Here is a 19,610-nt window from a genome sequence, read left to right on the forward strand (position 1 = left end):
GACTTTGATGAACAATGAAACAAAATTGTCCTATTCAATGTCATACAATTATAAAATCTGCCTATTTATCAGCGATGTTTTTGCTAACTATCGGCATACTTTCCGCCTGCAATACCCAATCAAGCAATAAAGTGGAACAGGTAGAAACGCAGGCATCCTCAGAAAGTACAAAGGAGCAAAGTATTTATCCGTTAACACTAAAAGATGAGGTTGGTAATGAGGTAACACTACCAGCTAAGCCTACTAAAATTTTTGCACCTGTCATGGAGGATTCATTACTAGCTCTTGGTATCAAGCCTACTATGCAATGGTCTAATGGTGTTAAGCCACAGCTTTATTTACAAGATCAGCTACAGGGTATACCAGAAATTAGCTTTGCAAGCGGTCCCCCATCAGCCGAAGCCATTATGGCAGATAAACCAGACTTAATTATTTTGCACAATTCATTTTATATGGAAAATGGCAACTATGAAAAATATGCAAAAATCGCACCAACCTATGTTTTTAATAATGCTGCAAGTGATTTAGAAGGCTCTATTAAAGTTTTAGGGCAACTACTTGATGAAACAGACAAGGCTGAGCAAGCCATACAGGATTATCAAGAAAAAGTAGATGTAGCAAAAACAAAGTTATCCTCTATAACAGAGGGAAAAAAATTGCGTTAATTCGCTTTAATGCAAAAGGTATGTTTTTCATGACAGATGAGTATTTTAGTGGGTATGTCTTAACACATGAATTAGGATTTGAACAAAGCAGCTACGTGAAAAATGGTGCCTTCGAAGTATCATTGGAGATTCTACCTGAACTGGATGCCGATTATATTTTCCTAATCAATGATGGTAATCTTGGGGATGAATTTTTAAATGAGTTGAAGAACAGTAAAATTTGGCAAAGTACAGCAGCCTTCAAAAACAATCAAGTATTTGAGACATCCGAGGATTACTGGCTAAATGGCGGTATTCATGCTCAAGCAAAAGTGATAGAAGATGTATTGGAGTTTTTAGCGCCATGATAACAATGACAAAGAAACCTTATACATCAGAAAACTACTTTGAAGTTGCCATGACATCTCGTCAACAGCTAGATTATCGCATTTTAATTGCAAGCCCAACAGATGAACCACCAGCAGATGGTTATACTGTCATCTACGCCTTAGATGGGGACGCCCTTTTTCCAACACTTGCAGAGGCAGTGAAATTACAAACACGTAAACCAAAAGGCTATGATCCTATTCTTGTTATTGGCATCGGTTATCCCTCAACGGAACCTTTTGATATGGAGCGACGCTGTCTCGATTTTACACTACCTGTTAACAAAGAACATCTGCCACCACGTCCAGATGGAACGCCTTGGCCTCCAAATGGCAAAGCTAATGAGTTCTTAGATTTTATTGAACATGAGCTCATGCCTGCTATAGCAAAGGAATGGCCTATCAATAAAAAGAAGCAAGCGATTGTTGGTCATTCTTTAGGCGGTCTTTTCACACTATATGCTTTATGTGCAAAACCTCACTTATTCAGTCACATTGTAGCTGGCAGTCCCTCTGTTTGGTGGGCTGACAATGCAGTACTAAAAGTAATAGACAGATGTTTTGATGATTGGAACGGTCAGCATGCTATCAATCTCTTACTCACAATCGGTGCTAACGAGTTGAAAGATATGTTAGAGGGAGCTGATCTAGCGGCTGAACGACTGAAGCATTTAAGCGACCAAAACATTCATACTAATTATGTGAAGTTTGATGAGGAGGACCATGTGAGTGTCCTACCTTGTATGCTCGGCCGGCTTCCCCGGTTTTTGGATACGTAGTAGAAAAAACCCAAGTGGTAATCATTCCACTTGGGCATTTTTATAACATTTACTTCTCTTTCTCCAAAAGTTCCTTAAGCATGCTAGCGATTTCTTCAACTTGTGATTCTACAGCAATTGGATCATAAGGCCAGAAACGCTCTGGGTTTAAGTTGAATACGCTATTATTTTTAACTGCTTCAATTGTCAATTGTAAAATTGTGAGGAACAAGTCATGTTAGTTCTAAGATCATTTAACCAAGAATAATGCTTTTTTAAACTAAATACCTTATTAATTTTTCGCATTCTTTATTTTCTTTTTACGGATAACCTTGAATAAAATGGTTACGATTATTATGATCATTATAAAACTTAAATACGGGATCCACCATTTAATAGTTTCAACTATTCCCTCCGATAATCCAAAACCCATTAGAAATTCAGTCATATTATCTACTCCTTTTATTTAAGTCTATTGTCTAAAATTACCTGTTTTGCACTCTGATAAGTTGCAATGAAATATATTACATATAGCAACAAAATAATACCAAAGCTTAAAAACATATTCTGTTTGATAGAGACTTCAAAAAATGGTTCTAATTTTTCTAATACAACCTTAGTAGTAAAGATTGATATGAAACTAGCTAAAATTAAAGGTGAAATAAAATAAAATCCAATTTGTCTAAATAACAACCTATTAATCATTTTTTTATCTGCACCAATTTTCGATAATGTTAGGTATCTTTCTTTGTTATCCTGGGTTTCTGTTAATTGCTGTAATGCTAGTATGGATAACGTGACAATCATTAAAATTATTCCTAAGTAACTGCTAATAAAAGCTATTACTCCAAATACGCCAAAGTAAGTGTCTTGTATCACACTCTTAGTTACATAATAAATCTTTCCATCAAGAGATTTTTCAACCCATTTATTATTCATTATTTTATAGACCGTGCCCTCTATTTCTTGAGAGGGAAAAACACCATTCAATAAGAAACTATCAGGATTCATATAATTTTTCATATTGTCTGGAACAACCACTGTTCCTACATCATTTGCCCTGGTTGAATTTGTTAAGTAAGTAATATTGCCAAATATTTTTTTGTTTGCAGGAGTGAGCTCCTTATCACCAATTCTTATTTTTCCTTCTTTATTTAAGAAATATTGAATATGTTTATTAAAGGGTTCATAGTTTGCATTAATAATGAATTTATTTTCTCCTAACTGAATTCCCTCTTCTCCAGATAGTTCCAATATTTTATTGTAATCTGTTTCAGTTATTAAAGTAACTTGTGACATAAGTATCTCTTGTTCTAAATCAGATAGTTTTACTTGTTGCTCTTTAAACAATTCTCCATAAGTTAAATCTGCATTAAACAACATTATCTCTACATAACTTTTAAGATTTTCTTTAAGTGGAATGCCATCTTGTTTTGCTGTTTCTAAAAGATTTTTGTTATCCTCATATGGTTTTACAATTGTTAAGTCAAATGGGGTTGCCGTGGTAACTTGTTTATTCATAGAACTTGTAACACTAAATCCTGTACCTAGAACAACTAGTGAAGCTATCAGTAATGCACTTAAGATACTTATTACTAGAAAATTGATTTGCATTTTACTTCCGAATTGTCGAAACAAAAATGAATTTAGTTCTTTAAAATACAGCTTTTTGTTTCTTTTAGCCAAGAACACCATCACACTGGAAATGGTATAATAAAACAAAATAATACCAACACCAAGAAGCGAGACTATCACAGTTAAATAATTCTTATCAAGTCCTAATTTCATTAACAATAGTATTCCAGTAGTTATTAAAGTAATTGCTAATAAAAAAAGGCTACTTGTCGCCCATTTGTTATAGACCTTTAACTCTTGATTTTTACGATTCGCAGTTAATAAATCGATAAGTTTAATGTTCATAATATTACGAGTATTAAAAAGTGCTACTATAATATAAATAATTGAAAAACTTATAATAGTTTCTTTTATAGCTTCTTTTGATAACAACAATTTATATCCTACAGCATCACCTACAAACATTTTTAAAGCTAATATCGAAATAACTTGTGACATTAAAAATCCTAGCCCAAGGCCTATAATTAAAGCAAATAACCCTACCAAAAAGGTCTCACCTACAAAAATAAAGGATATCCGCCATTTACTCATCCCTAATGTCATATAAATACCCATTTCTTTTTTTCTTCGCTTCATTATGAATTGATTGGCATATATGATGAGAAAAGCAAAAACAATTGCAATAAACCTTGTTAAAAGTCCAATATACGTAACTAATGCATCCCCAAAAATCTCCATAGAATAATTTAAATCATTTAAAGCTGGTTGTGATGATACTGAATTAAATGCATAAAATAGGCTGACACCTAAAACAAGAGTTAGAAAATAAATAGCATAATCTTTAATACTTCTGCCTACATTTTTATATATCAATTTAAAACTCATCATTGATATTTCCTCCTAGTAGTGCAACAACCTCCATTATTCGATTAAAGAAAGTTTTACGATCATCTTTTCCTCGTATTAGTTCATTAAAAATTTCTCCATCCTTTAGAAAAATAATCCTTCTGCAATAACTAGCATTATAAGGATCATGAGTAACCATCAAAGTTGTGGCATCTTGTTGCTGATTTAATATTTCTAAATTTTTCAGCAACATTTTAGCAGATTTACTATCAAGAGCCCCTGTTGGCTCATCGGCTAATAATAATGTAGGCCTTGTAACAATGGCTCTCGCTGCCGCAATTCTCTGCTGTTGTCCTCCTGACATTTGATATGGGTATTTGTACAATACTTCCTTTATATCCAAAGCGGCTGCAACTCTATCGACTTCATGTTCAATTTCATTCACTGGATAATTAATTATAGATAATGCCAAAGAAACATTTTCAAAAGCAGTTAGTGTATCTAGTAAATTATATTCTTGAAATATAAAACCTAACTTCTCACTTCTAAATTTTGATAATTTATGGCCCTTTAATTTTGTGACATCTTCGCCATCTATAAATACATGACCAGCCGTAGCAGTATCAATGGTTGAAATACAATTAAGTAAAGTCGATTTACCACTTCCACTTGGTCCCATAATTGCTATAAAATCGCCTTTTTGCACTTCAAATGAAATGTTTTTTAATGCATGGGTTACATTACCCTTATTACCATACACCTTTTCAATATTTTCAACTTTTAATATTGTATTCACTTCCCAATTTCACTCCTTTTATGGATGACTTATCCTTTTGCTACCATAATATTACCATTTAATGAATTAACAAAAAATCGATTATTGTATCATAATATTACCGTTTTGTAAGTTTACTTACTATGCACTATAATATAATGAAAAGGTATAAATTATGGAAATAAAACCATTCATTGGTTCGATTAAGGGGAGATTAAAAATGAAAATATTCATTATCGAGGATGATCCAATTATCAGAAAGGAACTTTTTGATTTTCTAGAGAGATATGGGTATGAATGCATAAGTGGCGACGATTTCACAAAAATTGTAGAAGATGCTCTACAAAGCATGCCGCATTTAATTATTTTAGATCTTAACCTTCCTTTTCAAGACGGTTTTCAAGTGTGTCGTGAAATTCGGAAAGTGTCTTCTGTGCCCATTATTATAGTAACTAGCCGTGACACTTCCTTTGACGAACTATTAAGTCTTCAAATAGGAGCAGATGACTTTATTACAAAACCATATGATTTACAAATCCTTTTAGCTCATATTCAATCCGTTTTAAAGAGAACTTACGAAATTTCCAAAAGTGCTATCCTTTCTTATAAAGATTTAACACTGGAAATATTAAAGAGCAAAGCTATTTATAATAATATAGAAATAGAACTTACAAAGAATGAATTATGCATTCTTAGATTATTGATGATGAATAAAGGAAACGTAGTTTCTAGAGATGAAATAATGAATGAGCTTTGGCAAAACGGAGATTTTGTTGATGAAAATACCTTAAATGTTAATATATCGAGGTTAAGGCGCAAATTGGAATCGATCGGTTTAAAAAAATATTTATTAACGAAGAGAGGACAGGGTTATCAGTTATGAGTTTAATTGAATTTTTTAAGGAAAAACAGTTAGCAATACTTTTTCATTTACTATCTTTGCTAATTATCTCTAGTGTCCTCTACTTGTATAATGAAAATGGAAGTTTAGTAATAGTAATAGATTTAATTCTTCTATTCTTCTTTTTCACACCAATTATAGTTAAATACTATCAATTAAGTAAATATTATAATGAAATAAAAAATATTTCAAAACAAATCAAAGAAAAAACATACATCGCAGATATTGTAGAGGAACCCCCTTTTTTTTCAGGGAAATTCTTCTACAACATCTTAAATGAAGCAACAAAATACATGAATGATTGTATGTTCTCTTTGAAAAACTCTCAACGTGATTATACCGACTACATTGAACTTTGGGTGCATGAAATAAAAACACCAATCACTGCACTAAAGTTAATTATAAGTAACCATAAGACACCTGAAAACATCCTTATTCAAGAAGAACTATTAAAAATAGAAGGTTATGTTGAACAAGCTCTATATTATGCAAGAAGTAGTACTTTAACTCAAGATTATAGAATAGAAACATTTACCCTTGATAAGGCTGTAAATTTAGCCATTAAATCATTATCTCTAAGTATTATACGTGCCAATGGTAGTATATATAAGGATAATCTTGATTTGAAAGTCACATCTGATTCAAAATGGATTATTTTTATTTTAAAACAATTAATAGATAATGCTATCAAATATCGTCATAATCCACTTAAATTATCCTTTATTGCTAAAAAAATAGAAAACGGTACTTTATTGTTAATATCAGACAATGGTATAGGTATAGCTTCATCTGATATTGAGAGAATTTTTAAACGTGGGTTCACGGGAACCAATGGTAGAAACTATGTTAAATCTACTGGTATGGGTTTGTACCTTTGTGAAACCTTGTGCAAAAAATTAGGGTTACGCATAAGTGTAGATTCTCAAGAAGATACTGGCACTACATTTAAAATATATTTCCCTGATAAACTACGATTATTCCAAGAAACTAAATAAAATATTATATAGAGTTTATTTATTTCAAATCTCTTTTTTTGATAATATAGAGACCTATTATATAAATTACTACTGAAAAGAAGCTTAAGTAAATAATATCATCAATATTGTAGTATAGAGTAGAAAAACCATCAGAAGCAATGTAAAATGGTGTATTCTCCATAATCGTCTTCATCCAACTGTCATCTCTTTCTACAATTTGTATACCAATGTTATATAAAAAAATATATAGAACATATCCAGTTATTAATGAGTAAACGCGATTAAACGTAATAGAAATTGTAAATATACCTACTGATAAGATAGAAGCGAAATAAACTATATATACAATCCAAACTGAGAATAGCGTACTTAGGATCTCCATACTAGAGAAATGTTTACCTATGATAAGTTGAACAGTTAATCCAATTAATATATTAAAAATGCCATATAAAGAAGTATAAAATAAAAATGAAACACTTTTAATATGAATTATTTGACTTCTACTGAACATACTACTAAATACCATTTTCGAAGTTCCAAAACTAAACTCGGATCCTATCATATTACTGCCTAAGTAAATAAAGTAAATTTGTATAATAAATAAGGAAATACCAATATTTCCGCTTAACTCTACGCTTTTACTTAAGTTCATCTGATAATAAAGAACATTATCAATAATTGTAGCAATAAATAATATTATTAAAAAAACGTATGTTGATGTATCAAATATTTTTTTTATTTCCATTCGGCTTATAGAAAACATACCAGTCATATTATCAATCTCCTAAATTTCTCTTTTATTAATAATTATTAAAGATACTAAAAATAATACTAAGCCTGTTAATGCTAAACAAATATTATTTGATATTGATAAATTATTATATTGCATTCCCTTATAAACCAAAGCCAGTGGATTCTCTTTAATCCAAAGAGCTAATTTTGTTGTAGAGTCTAATTTTATTAGAATAATACCTCTAATCATACTCTCAAATGAAAACATAGAAATAATGGAAACTATTGTTGCAATTTGACTGAACGTAATAAACCCAATGATGAAAGATAAACTTGAAACAAAAAAGGAAATAAGTAAATAATTTGTTAGATTAGTAAAAATATCGTGTGTAAGATTATTCAGAGTAAATTTATTATGTTCCCATACCCACAATAAATTGGCTAGTAATCGGTGAATAGTTCCAACAATACATCCGATTAAAATCAATGAAAGTAATTTTGATAGGACTATATTTATACGTGATAAAGATCCTGTGAATATTATTCTAGAAGTTTTTAATGAAAACTCTCTGGACATAATAAAAGAAGGCATAATGAGAATAATATAGTACGAAATATCACCAAAGTAATTGTAATATGTATCCAAATCCGAAGGGGATGGATACATGGGCCTTTTTAGATAAATTGTAATAGTGTATAAAACTGAAATAAATAAACTTGACCAAATGCCGTATCTTTTGAATAATTGTTTAACCTCTAATATTGATATTCTTAAAGTGCTATTCAATCTTATTTCCTCCCATTAACTCAAAAAATCTCTTTTCTAAATCTTTGCGAAGTGGATAAATAGCATTTATACTAATTTTATTTTTTACTAAATCTACTATAAGAGAATCAGAATCTTTATAAAGATATTGAAATTTTACTTTATCTTGATCTATTTCTATAAAAGGTATGTTTTGTATATCATTTAAATAGTTTTTTACCATTTCTATTTTTTTAGTTTCTATGATAAATTCATGTAGCTCTCTATCAGTCTGTTTTTCTGTTTTTAAATCAATATAATCTACTACTGTTCCCTTCTTCAAAAACAAAACTTTATCACAAACAGCTTCAATTTCTGATAAAATATGGCTGGATACAAGAATTGATATCCCTCTTTCTTTTGAAATTTTTCCCAATATTTCTCTTATTTCAGCAACTCCTTCTGGATCTAAGCCATTTGTGGGTTCATCTAAAATCAATAATTTAGGATTATTAACTAATGCCTGTGCAATTCCTAGCCTCTGTTTCATTCCTAAAGAATACCTTTTTACCTTCTTATGAACAAAACCTTCAATCCCCAATAAATGGATTACAGATGAAACATTATCTCTATCATATCCCCCTGAAACCTCTGCAAAATAAATAAGGTTATCCATTCCACTCATATGGGGATAAAAACTAGGGTATTCAATCAGTCCTCCAATACGTTTTATATGTTTTAAAGGCTGCTTTTCAATATCAAACCGAACCTCCCCCTCAAACTTCGTTATTAATCCCATAATTATTCGCATAAGGGTTGTTTTCCCTGCACCATTTGGTCCAACTAAACCTATTACTTCACCCTTTGGAACTGAGAAAGAAACATTATTAATTACTTTATTATTTCGATAACTCTTTGTGATATTCGACAATGTTAAAATATTACTCATTTCTTTTCCCTCCTTGTAATGCATCTTATCAATTACCCACAATAACGTTACTGATTTTCCATAAAAATGGTTTATATTTATATTTTATTAAAATAAGTATTTATTGTAAAATAATAACATTTATAAGAGATTACTCTTCATTAAAAAAGATATAGCAAATTGTAATTTAGTAGTCTTTCTCCCTAGCTGAAAAGAGGCTGGGACATAACTCATTTTATTGAGAAAAAGGAAAAAATGAATGTTAGTTTTGTGGTTTATTAAAGTATATGTATTCTAATAACGAAAAAAAATGTTAGACCAAACTTGTAAATGGTCTAACATCTTTTCTTTTGTCCCAGCCTTTTGTTGTAACTTTACTGTTTTCAGGAAAAACTAAGGTCTAACCTAGACTTTCCAATATGCTTATTTTGTTAGCATATTTGGAAATTCTTCTAGAAACATGTTACTCGTTGTCATATCATCATAATTCCATTTATCCTCTATGGAATGCACTTTATTATTCTTCACAGCAGGTAAGGAGTTCCACAATGGCTCTTGTTTTAATTCCTCAAATGCCTTTTGATTCTCCTTATCTCCCGAATTCAATTTGATTGAGCTGTACCTATACCTTTCCACGGTAAACAAAAATAAAACCATAAGAAGGCATCTTATAAGAGTGTAACGTTTCCCCCATTCTCCAAACTTGTTGCCTAACATCCAACACTTTGATAGCAACATCATTCCACAGGTAAATATGGTCCACAACATTCATATTGCACTTACTCTCTATCCACTTTGCTACTATCACTATAATTGAAAATAATTATCAAATAAAAACCAAGCTACGATAGATTGTAGTTTGGTTTTTGAAAGTTTCTATGCTATTTATTTTTTTGCATACTACTAAAGGCATCTTCTATAAAGTCAGGCTGTTTCTCTAATAAAACTTACAATAATTGTTTTTTGTATAAACGTTGGAACGAAAAATACATGATATTCGAATATCAATAGTTTTCGATTTTTCTTTTATTTCAATATAGTTAGAAAAATCAGCAAAGGTTAAAATTATATTTTACAGGCAAATTTATTATTTTTTACTGTAATTATTACCTTTTAATTAATGTATACTGCAATGAACCATTTTCATCCATTACTACATTTCCATACTTATCAACTGTTAATAGATAAACCCTTTGCCCCTCCATGAATATTGCGTTGCTTCCTGTAGCTTTCAAAGATAATCTGAAACTTGCTTCTGATTGATTTTGTTGTTGTGGACTTGTCGTTAATAACTTTTTACCAGCCTGTGTAATGCCTTGAGTCCATTTTCCAGTTTCAATACTATTAATAATATCTTCTTTTGTGAGAACTTGAGAAGCTGAGTTAGTAACAGCGTAATAATATGTTTGTTCCCATGAAAGCTCTGTGTTGATTTCAACACTTACTTCCATAGTTGGGGATGTTTTAACATCGCTTCCACCTAAAGTTCCTGTTAGATATGCTTCTATAATTTTATTGTTTGCATTTGGTTTTGGATATTGATACTTTGCAGCCAGCTTACTAAATTTCCAACCACCTTTATCTGTTGCAGTAGCATTTACTGTAATGTCGAAGCTTTGCGTTACTTCATTAGCAAACTTAATAATAAGTTGACGAGGCTCCCACTCTTTTTTAGCTGAGGTATCTTCCCATTCCCATGTATAAGTAGGTGAGATAGCATTGTCTGTTTCAGGATCAACTAATTTAAAATCAGAACCATTTAAATCAACTGCCTCAGAAAAAGTTACCTCAAATGTTTTACCATCGAGCTGTTTTACGATTGGATCTTCGACCTTTGGTGGTGTGCCATCAGAGAAGAATTTATATGCCATTATCCCCTTATCAGTTTCACCTTGTGTCAAAGTTATTGTTTTATTTTGGTTGTCATCATAAGTATAAACTTTTGACTCTGTTCCAACTTGAAGCATCGTTGCATTCTTATATCTATCCTGAACTGCAACATATAGCTCGTAGTCCTGATGAGGCTCTAGGGTAAAGCTAATTTCATTTGTATCCTTTCGCATAGTACTAGTGCTTCCTCTTTCAATAACCTCCTCCGCATTAGTTGGTACAGGAACTGATGTATCACCAACCTTTCGAAGAATATAATAATACGTACCCTCTTCATCAGACATAAATTTAAAGGTAGCCTTTTTATCGCCTTCAGCTATCTTAATAGAGGTATTTTCAATCTTTGGTGCTAATTTATCATTAATAACTTGCTTTGTTTGAATATCTGATATATTTCCTGAACGGTCACGCAATACCATATAAATAGAATAACTCTTAAATGAACTTAAAGGTGGATATTTATTTGGTAATGGAATTGGAACCTTTTGATCCCCCAATTGTGCTGGTTTATCGCCGCCTCTCCCGACAATTTCCACCATCTCTGATCCAACTTGAAAATTGGATGCATTTGATTGAACTGCCTCAATAAAGCGAAAACGATCTTCAGAAGTTAGATTTAGTCCTGATTCCATTATTAAATAATGATAGGTACCTGCCTTAGTAGCATTAAATGTGAGCAAGGTTAAATCCTTTGCAGCATTGATTTCAGGTTCCCCTTTAATAGTAAGGATAGGCAATTTACTATCTTTGTGTAAATATTCAGCCGTATTCCTAGGTGGATTACTATTAGGCGGTATATTATTAATATTTTCAAATTCAATATCAGCTAAATCTTTAACATTCGGTGAAATAGTTACAACTAGATTATCTCCATTAACAAAGCCTGTTAGTGATGGGATAGTAAAAATAAGTCTTTTTTGAGCTTTATTATAGACAACTTTTGTAGGGTGGATCGGTTGCTGTACTCCTTGGTTAACTATTCCAGTCCCTGAAAGATCATAGTTCTCTATTTTTTCGGCAGAAATAGAATCTAAATCTTCGCTCACTGTAAGATAAAATTCATTTTTAACTGCATCTAGTAGAACAAGCTCTCCTCCAACAACATATGGGGGAATATTATCAAGTGCAAGAGTTGTAAACTTTTCTACAACAGGTTTTTCAGAAAAATTACCTGACTCATCTTTCATAACAACGTAAAGCTGATATTCTATTTCTGCATCTAATCCAGTTAGAATGTCTTTTATGCCAAGTTCACCAGCTTTTGCTTTGCCTTTTCCTGTTGGGTTAGCAAAGATGTCAGCCGTTGTTGGGTCGGGAGCTGTTGTATATTTGCGAACATAGTAGTAATAGTCCCCAGGCTCAGTTGCTCTAAATGTGAATTCAGCACGTGTACCTCCATGTAAAGCAGATATCTTTAGACCTTCTACTTTTGGCGGAGTTCCATCTTTCATTTGGAATTCTTGAGAAACTATGTCCGATGCATTTTTCGAGCCATCCACAACCATGATGTAGATAACATATTCTTTTTTCTCACCTAAATTAGAAACCTTAATTGAGTTTGTTCCTTTGATGGCTGCCGCAGTTCCATGTGCTACGTTCTTATTTGAGAGACGGTTAACCATTTCACTTTTATTTGGTGCCTCTGCGCCCTTTTCACGCACAATATAATAGTACGTACCGACTTCATCAGAAGTGAAATCTGCTTGAATTTCGCTACCATTTAGTACTTTTACATTTGTAATACTAATGATTGGTTTTGTTTTATCATCAGGATTTTGATTCTCATTTTCCTCTTTATCAATTGGTTTGCCATCTGGATCAGTAATATTGCCTATATTATCTTTATCATCGAGGAAATCGTCGAAGATATTATTTGGTGATCCATCCTTAGGTAAGATGACCTTATCAATATACGTATAATCTCCAATATCAATTTTGCCATATGAATTATCAACAAATAATGTGCCAATTCGTCCATCAATATACAGCTCTAGATCTGTGTAGCTATTGTAATTGATCCAATCGATATTTCCTGAACCATAAATTGTAAGTTTTGTTTCTGTATTTAAATTTAACGTACCAATATCACCTTGAATTTCAAACTCACGCACATTTCCAATGATGTCTACACGTGGTAGTTTTGTATTTGTTTCAATTTTTGTACCTGTTTGAGATACTACTAGTCGAGAAACACTGCTGTTATAAAATTCTAGGTACTTCTCAACGTTTTTCATTTCCTCTTTTTCTTTAGACCAGTTAACAAATGGCTTATCATTTTCAGTATTTGGTTTTGTCCAATTTTGAAGATCGTTCGAATTGTTATTTGACGAATCATCGCCTTTATTGTTATCTGGGTTTGACCAATTAATAAATGAAATATTGTTACTTGCCACACGACCAAGAGCTAATGGTTGATTGTAAGTAGCCCCTAAATGCAATGGTGGGCGAACGGTTTCGTTGACAAACATTGTCCCTGTCAGCGTCATATTCGAGAATTCTATATAATTACCATTTACTACAATCGTTGCACCAAAAGAACCGTAATTTCCGTCAAAATCTAGAGAACGTGTGCTTGTCCCGCTTGCATTAAGGGTCAATTTTGAAATGGAGCGAATTCCCTTACTCGATAAATCCCCCTCAATGAATGCACCTTTTAACACCGGAGCATTATATTCGTTAAAAATATGAGCAAGACTCTCTGGAATTGTATATGACTGGCCATTTATATAAACTGCGTCATCATCCACATTTGTGATTTTGTAAGATGTTTCATTATTTTTCTTCTCTTGTGAACCCACTACAAACGAAGCAAACTGTCCGCGAGTAACAGGATCAAATGGAGAAAATGTAACAGGAGTTGTGCCCTTTGTAATATTCAAATCGATTAAAGTTTGAATATAGATGGCATTGTTTGTTTTGCTATTCACATCTTTAAAAATATTATTGTACGTAGGGGATACCTCTAGATGGAATCCAACTACAACCATTTTGGCTAGTTCCCCTCTAGTCAACACTTCATTCGGCATAAACATGCCATTTGAATAGCCCGACATAATACCTGCATTTTGCAATGCCGCTACGTATTTATAATATTGATTGCCCTTTGGAACATCCTTATAGTAAGGATCTTGGATATTTTTTGTATCCAATTTTAACGCCGTTGCCAGCATTTTCGCTGCCTCTCCACGAGTTACACTGACATCAGGACGGAAAGTATTATCCGCAAAACCGCTCATTACGCCCTGAGAATATAGTTTTAATATTTCATTATAATTGTCCGAGTATTGGTTAATATCCGTAAAGGGAGAAGTAGCCGCTGCTGCATTTGGTGGAGGTACTACAACAGCAATCCCACTTGAAGCAAATACTGTTGCAATCAAGGCTTTATTTACTTTTTGGATTTTAGATTTATCCATTCCACTCTTCCTTTCGTTTATGTATTTTGATACGTACAAATATCATTTGCTCATATCCTTTATATCGACCAAAGACTAGTGAACCTTCATAGATAAATCTAAAATAGTAGGGTAAATTTCTTCTAGAGTTAGAGACTAAAATACGATTTCTTTACTATGCGAGTCCATTAGCTTTCCATCACTGAATATTTAAAAATTCATAGTTTGCAATACATAAAAAAGAAGCCATTAAAGATAGATTCATAATTGGCTTCTCTTTATTAGATATTAATTTTGGACTTTTAAAAGTTCGGTTAGTTTAAAAACACTAAATTATTTCATTTTTATATATTACCTTGTTTACATTATGCCTAACAGTCTTATGACCTGCTTTTATACCTTTACCAATAGCAATCAGCATAACATCTAGATACCTATCAGAAATATTTAAGATCTCTTTCAATTTCTTAGAATCGTAGCCTGACATCGTAATTGTGTCAAAACCAGCTTCATTGGCTAACAAAACTAAGGACATTGAGGCAAGACTTACATCTCTAGTTAACTCTAACTTTAGATCTTCTTTTGTCTTACTTTCATAATAATTTATTGCAGCATTCGCAAGATAGTCTCTTAATGATTCATCAAAATAACCTGCCTGGTACCCCTCCTCATGAATTTTAATAATATTACCTTTGTTAAATGCCTGATAGTCGCCCAACATGACGATTAACGTTGAAGCTTCTACTATTTGCTGTTGATTAAAAGCTATAGGTAGTAATAAATTTCTTAAGTTCGCATCCTCGATTATTAAGTATCGCGTTGCTTGAATATTATTTCCGTTAGGCGACTTACTTGCACTTTCAACTAAGGCAGTCAATGTTTCTGAACTAATTTTATAATTTGAATCATAATGTCTAACTGAACGTCTTTTTTCTAAAATATCTTTTACACTCATTATGAACAACTCCTAAGTTATTATTGTATTGCGCCTCTAATTATAGTAAGCAATAATAAATAAGAAAATAACGCACAAAAAAGTGGTATAGCCACTTTTTTGTGCCTATTTAGGAGAGGAAGCACATGGTTAACTATAATACAGGAATCAATATTTTTATGGATATTGCAGGTGGCAAATGGAAAGGATTAATACTATTTTTCTTGAGTCAACAATCAGTAAGGACGAAAGAGTTTTATGAATTAATACCCGGAATTACGCAAAAAGTTCTAACCGATCAATTGAAGCAGTTAGAAAGAGACGGACTTGTTCGGAGAGAAATATTTAAAGAAGTACCACCAAAAGTAGAATATAGTTTAACAGATTTAGGAGAGTCATTTATACCCGTTTTAAATACAATGTGTACATGGGGAAATGATTATGCACGTTTAAAGGGAATTGCCAAGGAGCAACAAATTTGTTGTCATCAAAAGGAAAGCTAAGTTTTCCTTAATGGCTCCTTGTACTAATCACCTTTCTATAATTCGTATCAAAACCACAGCTTGTCACTTCGTTAGAATATCCCATAAAATGTAAAAAAGCCAAGGAGCATCGGTGCTCGCTTGGCTTTTGACGATATATAGGCATACATCTAGTCGTACTTGGGGTGTCATAAGGGAAAGGGGGATAACCTTACGTCTTGTCAAGTCGATCAAGAGATGTGGCCCGAGTTACATATCATTTGAACATAATTTAAAAGTCATGTGGCTGATGACTTATATACAGCTTGCCCAAATGATGTTTGCATTAATCATTACCCCAAAAATTAGGGTTGTAAGCTCTTTTGTTATATTTTTTTATTCCTTTTTTGAGACTCCAACTTTTACCTGATTTCGCCCTTCTTGTTTCGCAAGGTAAAGTGCGTCATCAGCCGCTTCAATTAGCGCTTCAGTTGTATGTGCCATTGCTGGATAGGCAGCTATTCCTGCAGATAATGTTATTGGTCTACCACATGGACTGACCGTATCGGCCAAAGTTTTTCGTAATTGTTCTGCGACTAGTGTGGCTTCCTCTATCGTCGTGTTCGGCAGAAGTATGACAAATTCCTCGCCACCGTAACGGCAACATACATCGCCTTCACGAGCTACTGATTCCATTTGTCTAGCCAAAAATTGTAAAACTTTATCGCCTACTGCATGTCCATATGTATCATTCACACTTTTAAAGTGGTCTAAATCTAACAAAATAATGACATGTGGTACCTTACTTGCTAACCATTCAGCAAGCATTGAATCCATTGTACGTCGGTTCGTAATCCCAGTCAGTGGATCAACAGTAGATTGATCTTTGAAAAAGGAGACCTGTCCATGTAGAAACGATAAACTTCGAACCAATGCATTCTTCAAAGAATAGGCTTCAAAGTACCATCCACTAACAGATTTTAAACCTTCTACATTTTTCTTATCTAAACTTTCTTCTGTTAATGATGCTAATTGTTGTAAGGGATTCGCAATACGTGTTGCAGCCCAAAGTACAATGATAATGGAAACAAACATAAGAGGCACAGATTTTATAATGACCTCCTGTACACGATCAAATGAAGGGGCTAATGCTACTTCTAAAGGTTTCTGCGCAACAACTCCCCACCCTGTCGATGCCACTGCACTATAGCCAGCTAGCATTTTCACTCCTTTTGTATTCTCAATTAGTTGGGCACCATCCTTGCCAGATGTAACAGCTTGAACGACTTTATTTTTTGTTACAATGTCATTAATACGACTTGGATCTTGATGATAGATAACTCGTCCTTCTGAATCAACTACATATACGTAAGAACCATCCTTACTATAATGTTCTCCCAACAAGGTTTTAAAGGCATTAGGTTCCTTTAAATAAATAGTGCCAGCAATCATTCCTAGATATTCATTGGACTCCGAGAAAATAGGATGCGATATAAAAATGATGAGCCGCCCTGTCATCGCCTCATATGGCTTAGAAATAATTGGTGTCTTTTTGGCTAATGCCTCTTTAGCGCCAATTGATGTTAAAATCTCTCCTTTAATTTCTATAGATGGCGGAGAGACAGATAAAACAAGTCCCTTTGCATTTGTTATAACCACCGAATTGAACATTTGATTTTGCAATCTCAAACGCTCTGTTTCCTGATTCAATACTTGTTCATCATCCATTTTCGTTCTCACCTGATCCGCGCTATAACCTAATATTTGGAAAGCTTCGTGTAGATAGGAATCAGCAGTTGAGGCCAATTTTTGAGCATAAACTCTATTCGTTTCTAGCGTATTTTCCTTAATGGAATCAATGTTCATCCTATAGCCGCCCCAAACACTACCTATGCTTGTTAAAAAGAATGCTGCCATTGCTACGCCCATTATAAGATGCTTTAATTTTAATCGGTGCGATTTCATTTTTCCCCTCCTATTTATGATTTTTTATATGTATATTTTGAGAGATTCTTAAACAATTAGTGCCTATTATAAGCAAAGACTCCTATAGGTAAAAGTAACATGTATTAATTGTGTAAGAAGAATCCAACACACCTCTAGGATTGTATCAATAAACGAGGTTGTATCATATAGAATCTGGCAAACAAAATTCCAACATTTTAGTTATTTAGATTAAAAATTGCAACAGCTGACGCTAATTATCTGAAATTTGATAGAAAATCTAAATTCTAAATTTTTTTACTTTTATTGTTATTCTGACATATAAAAGTTGAAACGTTTATTTTATAATAAAAATTAGCATAGGCAAGTTAAGATTTAATCTGTTATAATACTCATTAAAATATAATAAACTGTAATAATACAGTATATAGAATTCGCTTTTCACACAATGGGGATTATGAGAAAAGCGCTACTCGCCATCATCATCCAGATGGTTGTGTAGCCTACACAAAAAGGGGTTGGAAGATTTGGGTATTTTAAAGGGGTTAAAAATTCTCGATTTTTCTGCATTACTACCAGGACCAATGGCGACAATGATATTTGCTGATTTAGGAGCAGATGTCATCCATGTTGAATCTTCAAAGCGGGTTGATTTAACGCGAATTATGCCTCCCTATGACGATGATCACGAGGCATATATCCATCAACATTTAAATCGATCAAAAAAATCTATAACGCTAAATTTAAAATCACCAGAAGCTATCGACATTGTTAAATCACTTGTACAGGAGTATGACGTTATTATCGAAGGATTTCGACCTGGTGTAATGCAGCGACTTGGCATCGGCTATGAAGCGCTTAAAGAAATAAATCCTAAGGTTATTTATTGTGCGATTACTGGCTACGGACAAACAGGGCCTTATAGTAATCGACCAGGACATGATAATAACTATCTATCCTTAGCTGGCTTACTCGACTATTCCCGCCATAAGGATAAAAAGCCTGTTTCCATGGGCGTTCAACTAGCTGACATAGCTGGAGGGACAATGCATGCAGCAATAGGTGTGCTGGCTGCTGCCCTTCATCGTGAAAAAACAGGAGAAGGACAGTTCATCGATATTAGTATGACAGATGCTGTCTTTTCACTTAATGCTATGTATGGTGCAGCATTTATTGGAGGTGGACGTGTACCACAGCCAGAGCAAGAAATTTTAAATGGAGGCAGTTACTATGATTTTTACAAAACAAAGGATGGGCGCTTTTTCTCTGTCGGTAGTTTAGAGCCTCAATTTCGCAAATTGCTATGTGAAGCACTCGATATTCCCGAATTGATCGATAATACCTTCAATGACTCCTACTATACGCAAATTCGTTTTAAAGAGGCTGTTCACGATGCCTTCTTGTCCAAGACATATGAAGAATGGCTTGAAGTGTTTAACGAGGATTTTGAAGGTTGTGTAGAGCCAGTTCTAACATTTCCTGAAGCATGTGAACATCCACAGCTAAAGGCACGAGAAATGATTGTGACTATACCCAAAAGCGATGGCACTATGCAAAAACAAATTGCCTCTCCGTTTAAATTTGATGGTACGCAGCCTGAATACAAGCATGTTGGTGCTAAATTAGGCGAGCATAATGAGGAAGTTTTACTATCTCTGGGCTTTAATGCTGAACAAATCAAGGCTTTGAAGGAAAAAGGTGTTTTAGAGTAAAAAAAGG

13 protein-coding genes and 1 pseudogene are annotated in these 19,610 nt (G+C 33.1%); 6 read left to right on the forward strand and 8 right to left on the reverse strand.

Features of this window, described 5'->3' with window-relative positions; translation table 11 throughout:
• Window positions 1-14 precede the first annotated feature (14 nt).
• Together B3D98_RS15615 and B3D98_RS15625 are read left to right on the forward strand one after the other, a co-directional pair.
• A pseudogene (locus B3D98_RS15615) lies at window positions 15-1,012 on the forward strand (ABC transporter substrate-binding protein).
• Window positions 1,009-1,809: an alpha/beta hydrolase gene (locus B3D98_RS15625; protein WP_288584128.1), complete on the forward strand. Its 801-nt coding sequence runs from the start codon at window positions 1,009-1,011 to the stop codon at window positions 1,807-1,809. The pseudogene B3D98_RS15615 and the gene B3D98_RS15625 overlap by 4 nt, the downstream one beginning before the upstream one ends.
• Window positions 1,810-2,250: 441 nt before the next feature.
• On the opposite strand, the gene B3D98_RS15630 is transcribed toward B3D98_RS15625, so the two are convergent.
• Both B3D98_RS15630 and B3D98_RS15635 read right to left on the reverse strand, forming a co-directional pair.
• Window positions 2,251-4,251: an FtsX-like permease family protein gene (locus B3D98_RS15630; protein WP_054548921.1), complete on the reverse strand. Its 2,001-nt coding sequence runs from the start codon at window positions 4,249-4,251 to the stop codon at window positions 2,251-2,253.
• Window positions 4,238-5,005 carry an ABC transporter ATP-binding protein gene (locus tag B3D98_RS15635; RefSeq protein ID WP_009373595.1) on the reverse strand — a complete coding sequence of 256 codons (768 nt, stop codon included), beginning with the start codon at window positions 5,003-5,005 and terminating at the stop codon, window positions 4,238-4,240. The genes B3D98_RS15630 and B3D98_RS15635 overlap by 14 nt, the downstream gene beginning before the upstream one ends.
• Before the next feature lie 199 nt (window positions 5,006-5,204).
• Here B3D98_RS15635 and B3D98_RS15640 point away from each other — a divergent pair, with 199 nt between their 5' ends.
• Together B3D98_RS15640 and B3D98_RS15645 are read left to right on the forward strand one after the other, a co-directional pair.
• The gene (locus tag B3D98_RS15640) at window positions 5,205-5,867 is read left to right on the forward strand and encodes a response regulator transcription factor (RefSeq protein WP_004233853.1); all 663 of its coding nucleotides are present in this window, start codon (window positions 5,205-5,207) and stop codon (window positions 5,865-5,867) included.
• On the forward strand, window positions 5,864-6,880 hold the full coding sequence (locus B3D98_RS15645; protein ID WP_054548920.1) for a sensor histidine kinase: 1,017 nt from the start codon (window positions 5,864-5,866) through the stop codon (window positions 6,878-6,880). The genes B3D98_RS15640 and B3D98_RS15645 overlap by 4 nt, the downstream gene beginning before the upstream one ends.
• Before the next feature lie 19 nt (window positions 6,881-6,899).
• Here B3D98_RS15645 and B3D98_RS15650 read toward each other — a convergent pair whose 3' ends face one another.
• The 5 genes from B3D98_RS15650 to B3D98_RS15670 all read right to left on the reverse strand — a co-directional run bounded on the left by B3D98_RS15650 (window position 6,900) and on the right by B3D98_RS15670 (window position 15,507).
• Window positions 6,900-7,634, reverse strand: a complete 735-nt coding sequence (locus B3D98_RS15650; RefSeq protein WP_054548919.1) for an ABC transporter permease — start codon at window positions 7,632-7,634, stop codon at window positions 6,900-6,902.
• Window positions 7,635-7,646: 12 nt separating this feature from the next.
• Window positions 7,647-8,381, reverse strand: a complete 735-nt coding sequence (locus B3D98_RS15655) for a hypothetical protein (protein WP_288584138.1) — start codon at window positions 8,379-8,381, stop codon at window positions 7,647-7,649.
• Window positions 8,374-9,288: an ABC transporter ATP-binding protein gene (locus B3D98_RS15660; RefSeq protein ID WP_054548918.1), complete on the reverse strand. Its 915-nt coding sequence runs from the start codon at window positions 9,286-9,288 to the stop codon at window positions 8,374-8,376. Before B3D98_RS15660 ends, B3D98_RS15655 begins: the two co-directional genes overlap by 8 nt.
• 1,085 nt (window positions 9,289-10,373) lie before the next feature.
• Window positions 10,374-14,573, reverse strand: a complete 4,200-nt coding sequence (locus B3D98_RS15665; protein ID WP_288584139.1) for an S-layer homology domain-containing protein — start codon at window positions 14,571-14,573, stop codon at window positions 10,374-10,376.
• A gap of 307 nt (window positions 14,574-14,880) precedes the next feature.
• Window positions 14,881-15,507, reverse strand: a complete 627-nt coding sequence (locus B3D98_RS15670) for a nitroreductase family protein (protein WP_115673053.1) — start codon at window positions 15,505-15,507, stop codon at window positions 14,881-14,883.
• Between the two features lie 125 nt (window positions 15,508-15,632).
• Between B3D98_RS15670 and B3D98_RS15675 the strand changes: the two genes are divergently transcribed.
• On the forward strand, window positions 15,633-15,989 hold the full coding sequence (locus B3D98_RS15675) for a winged helix-turn-helix transcriptional regulator (protein WP_048390751.1): 357 nt from the start codon (window positions 15,633-15,635) through the stop codon (window positions 15,987-15,989).
• 354 nt (window positions 15,990-16,343) lie between these two features.
• Here B3D98_RS15675 and B3D98_RS15680 read toward each other — a convergent pair whose 3' ends face one another.
• Window positions 16,344-17,912, reverse strand: coding sequence for a sensor domain-containing diguanylate cyclase (locus B3D98_RS15680; RefSeq protein ID WP_288584140.1), 1,569 nt, complete (start codon window positions 17,910-17,912; stop codon window positions 16,344-16,346).
• 506 nt (window positions 17,913-18,418) lie between these two features.
• Here B3D98_RS15680 and B3D98_RS15685 point away from each other — a divergent pair.
• The gene (locus B3D98_RS15685; RefSeq protein WP_048390754.1) at window positions 18,419-19,603 is read left to right on the forward strand and encodes a CaiB/BaiF CoA transferase family protein; all 1,185 of its coding nucleotides are present in this window, start codon (window positions 18,419-18,421) and stop codon (window positions 19,601-19,603) included.
• The last annotated feature ends 7 nt before the right edge of the window (window positions 19,604-19,610 follow it).

Source organism: Lysinibacillus sp. UBA5994, from assembly GCF_002429725.1.
Taxonomy (GTDB): Bacteria; Bacillota; Bacilli; order Bacillales_A; family Planococcaceae; genus Lysinibacillus; species Lysinibacillus capsici.

What these genes read in the sequence shown, in the direction of transcription:
- B3D98_RS15660 (WP_054548918.1), bottom strand. Translation starts at nt 9,288, where the DNA reads ATGAGTAATATTTTAACATTGTCGAATATCACAAAGAGTTATCGAAAT.
- B3D98_RS15645 (WP_054548920.1), top strand. Translation starts at nt 5,864, where the DNA reads ATGAGTTTAATTGAATTTTTTAAGGAAAAACAGTTAGCAATACTTTTT.
- B3D98_RS15670 (WP_115673053.1), bottom strand. Translation starts at nt 15,507, where the DNA reads ATGAGTGTAAAAGATATTTTAGAAAAAAGACGTTCAGTTAGACATTAT.
- B3D98_RS15650 (WP_054548919.1), bottom strand. Translation starts at nt 7,634, where the DNA reads ATGACTGGTATGTTTTCTATAAGCCGAATGGAAATAAAAAAAATATTT.
- B3D98_RS15640 (WP_004233853.1), top strand. Translation starts at nt 5,205, where the DNA reads ATGAAAATATTCATTATCGAGGATGATCCAATTATCAGAAAGGAACTT.
- B3D98_RS15675 (WP_048390751.1), top strand. Translation starts at nt 15,633, where the DNA reads ATGGTTAACTATAATACAGGAATCAATATTTTTATGGATATTGCAGGT.
- B3D98_RS15665 (WP_288584139.1), bottom strand. Translation starts at nt 14,573, where the DNA reads ATGGATAAATCTAAAATCCAAAAAGTAAATAAAGCCTTGATTGCAACA.
- B3D98_RS15630 (WP_054548921.1), bottom strand. Translation starts at nt 4,251, where the DNA reads ATGATGAGTTTTAAATTGATATATAAAAATGTAGGCAGAAGTATTAAA.
- B3D98_RS15680 (WP_288584140.1), bottom strand. Translation starts at nt 17,912, where the DNA reads ATGAAATCGCACCGATTAAAATTAAAGCATCTTATAATGGGCGTAGCA.
- B3D98_RS15625 (WP_288584128.1), top strand. Translation starts at nt 1,009, where the DNA reads ATGATAACAATGACAAAGAAACCTTATACATCAGAAAACTACTTTGAA.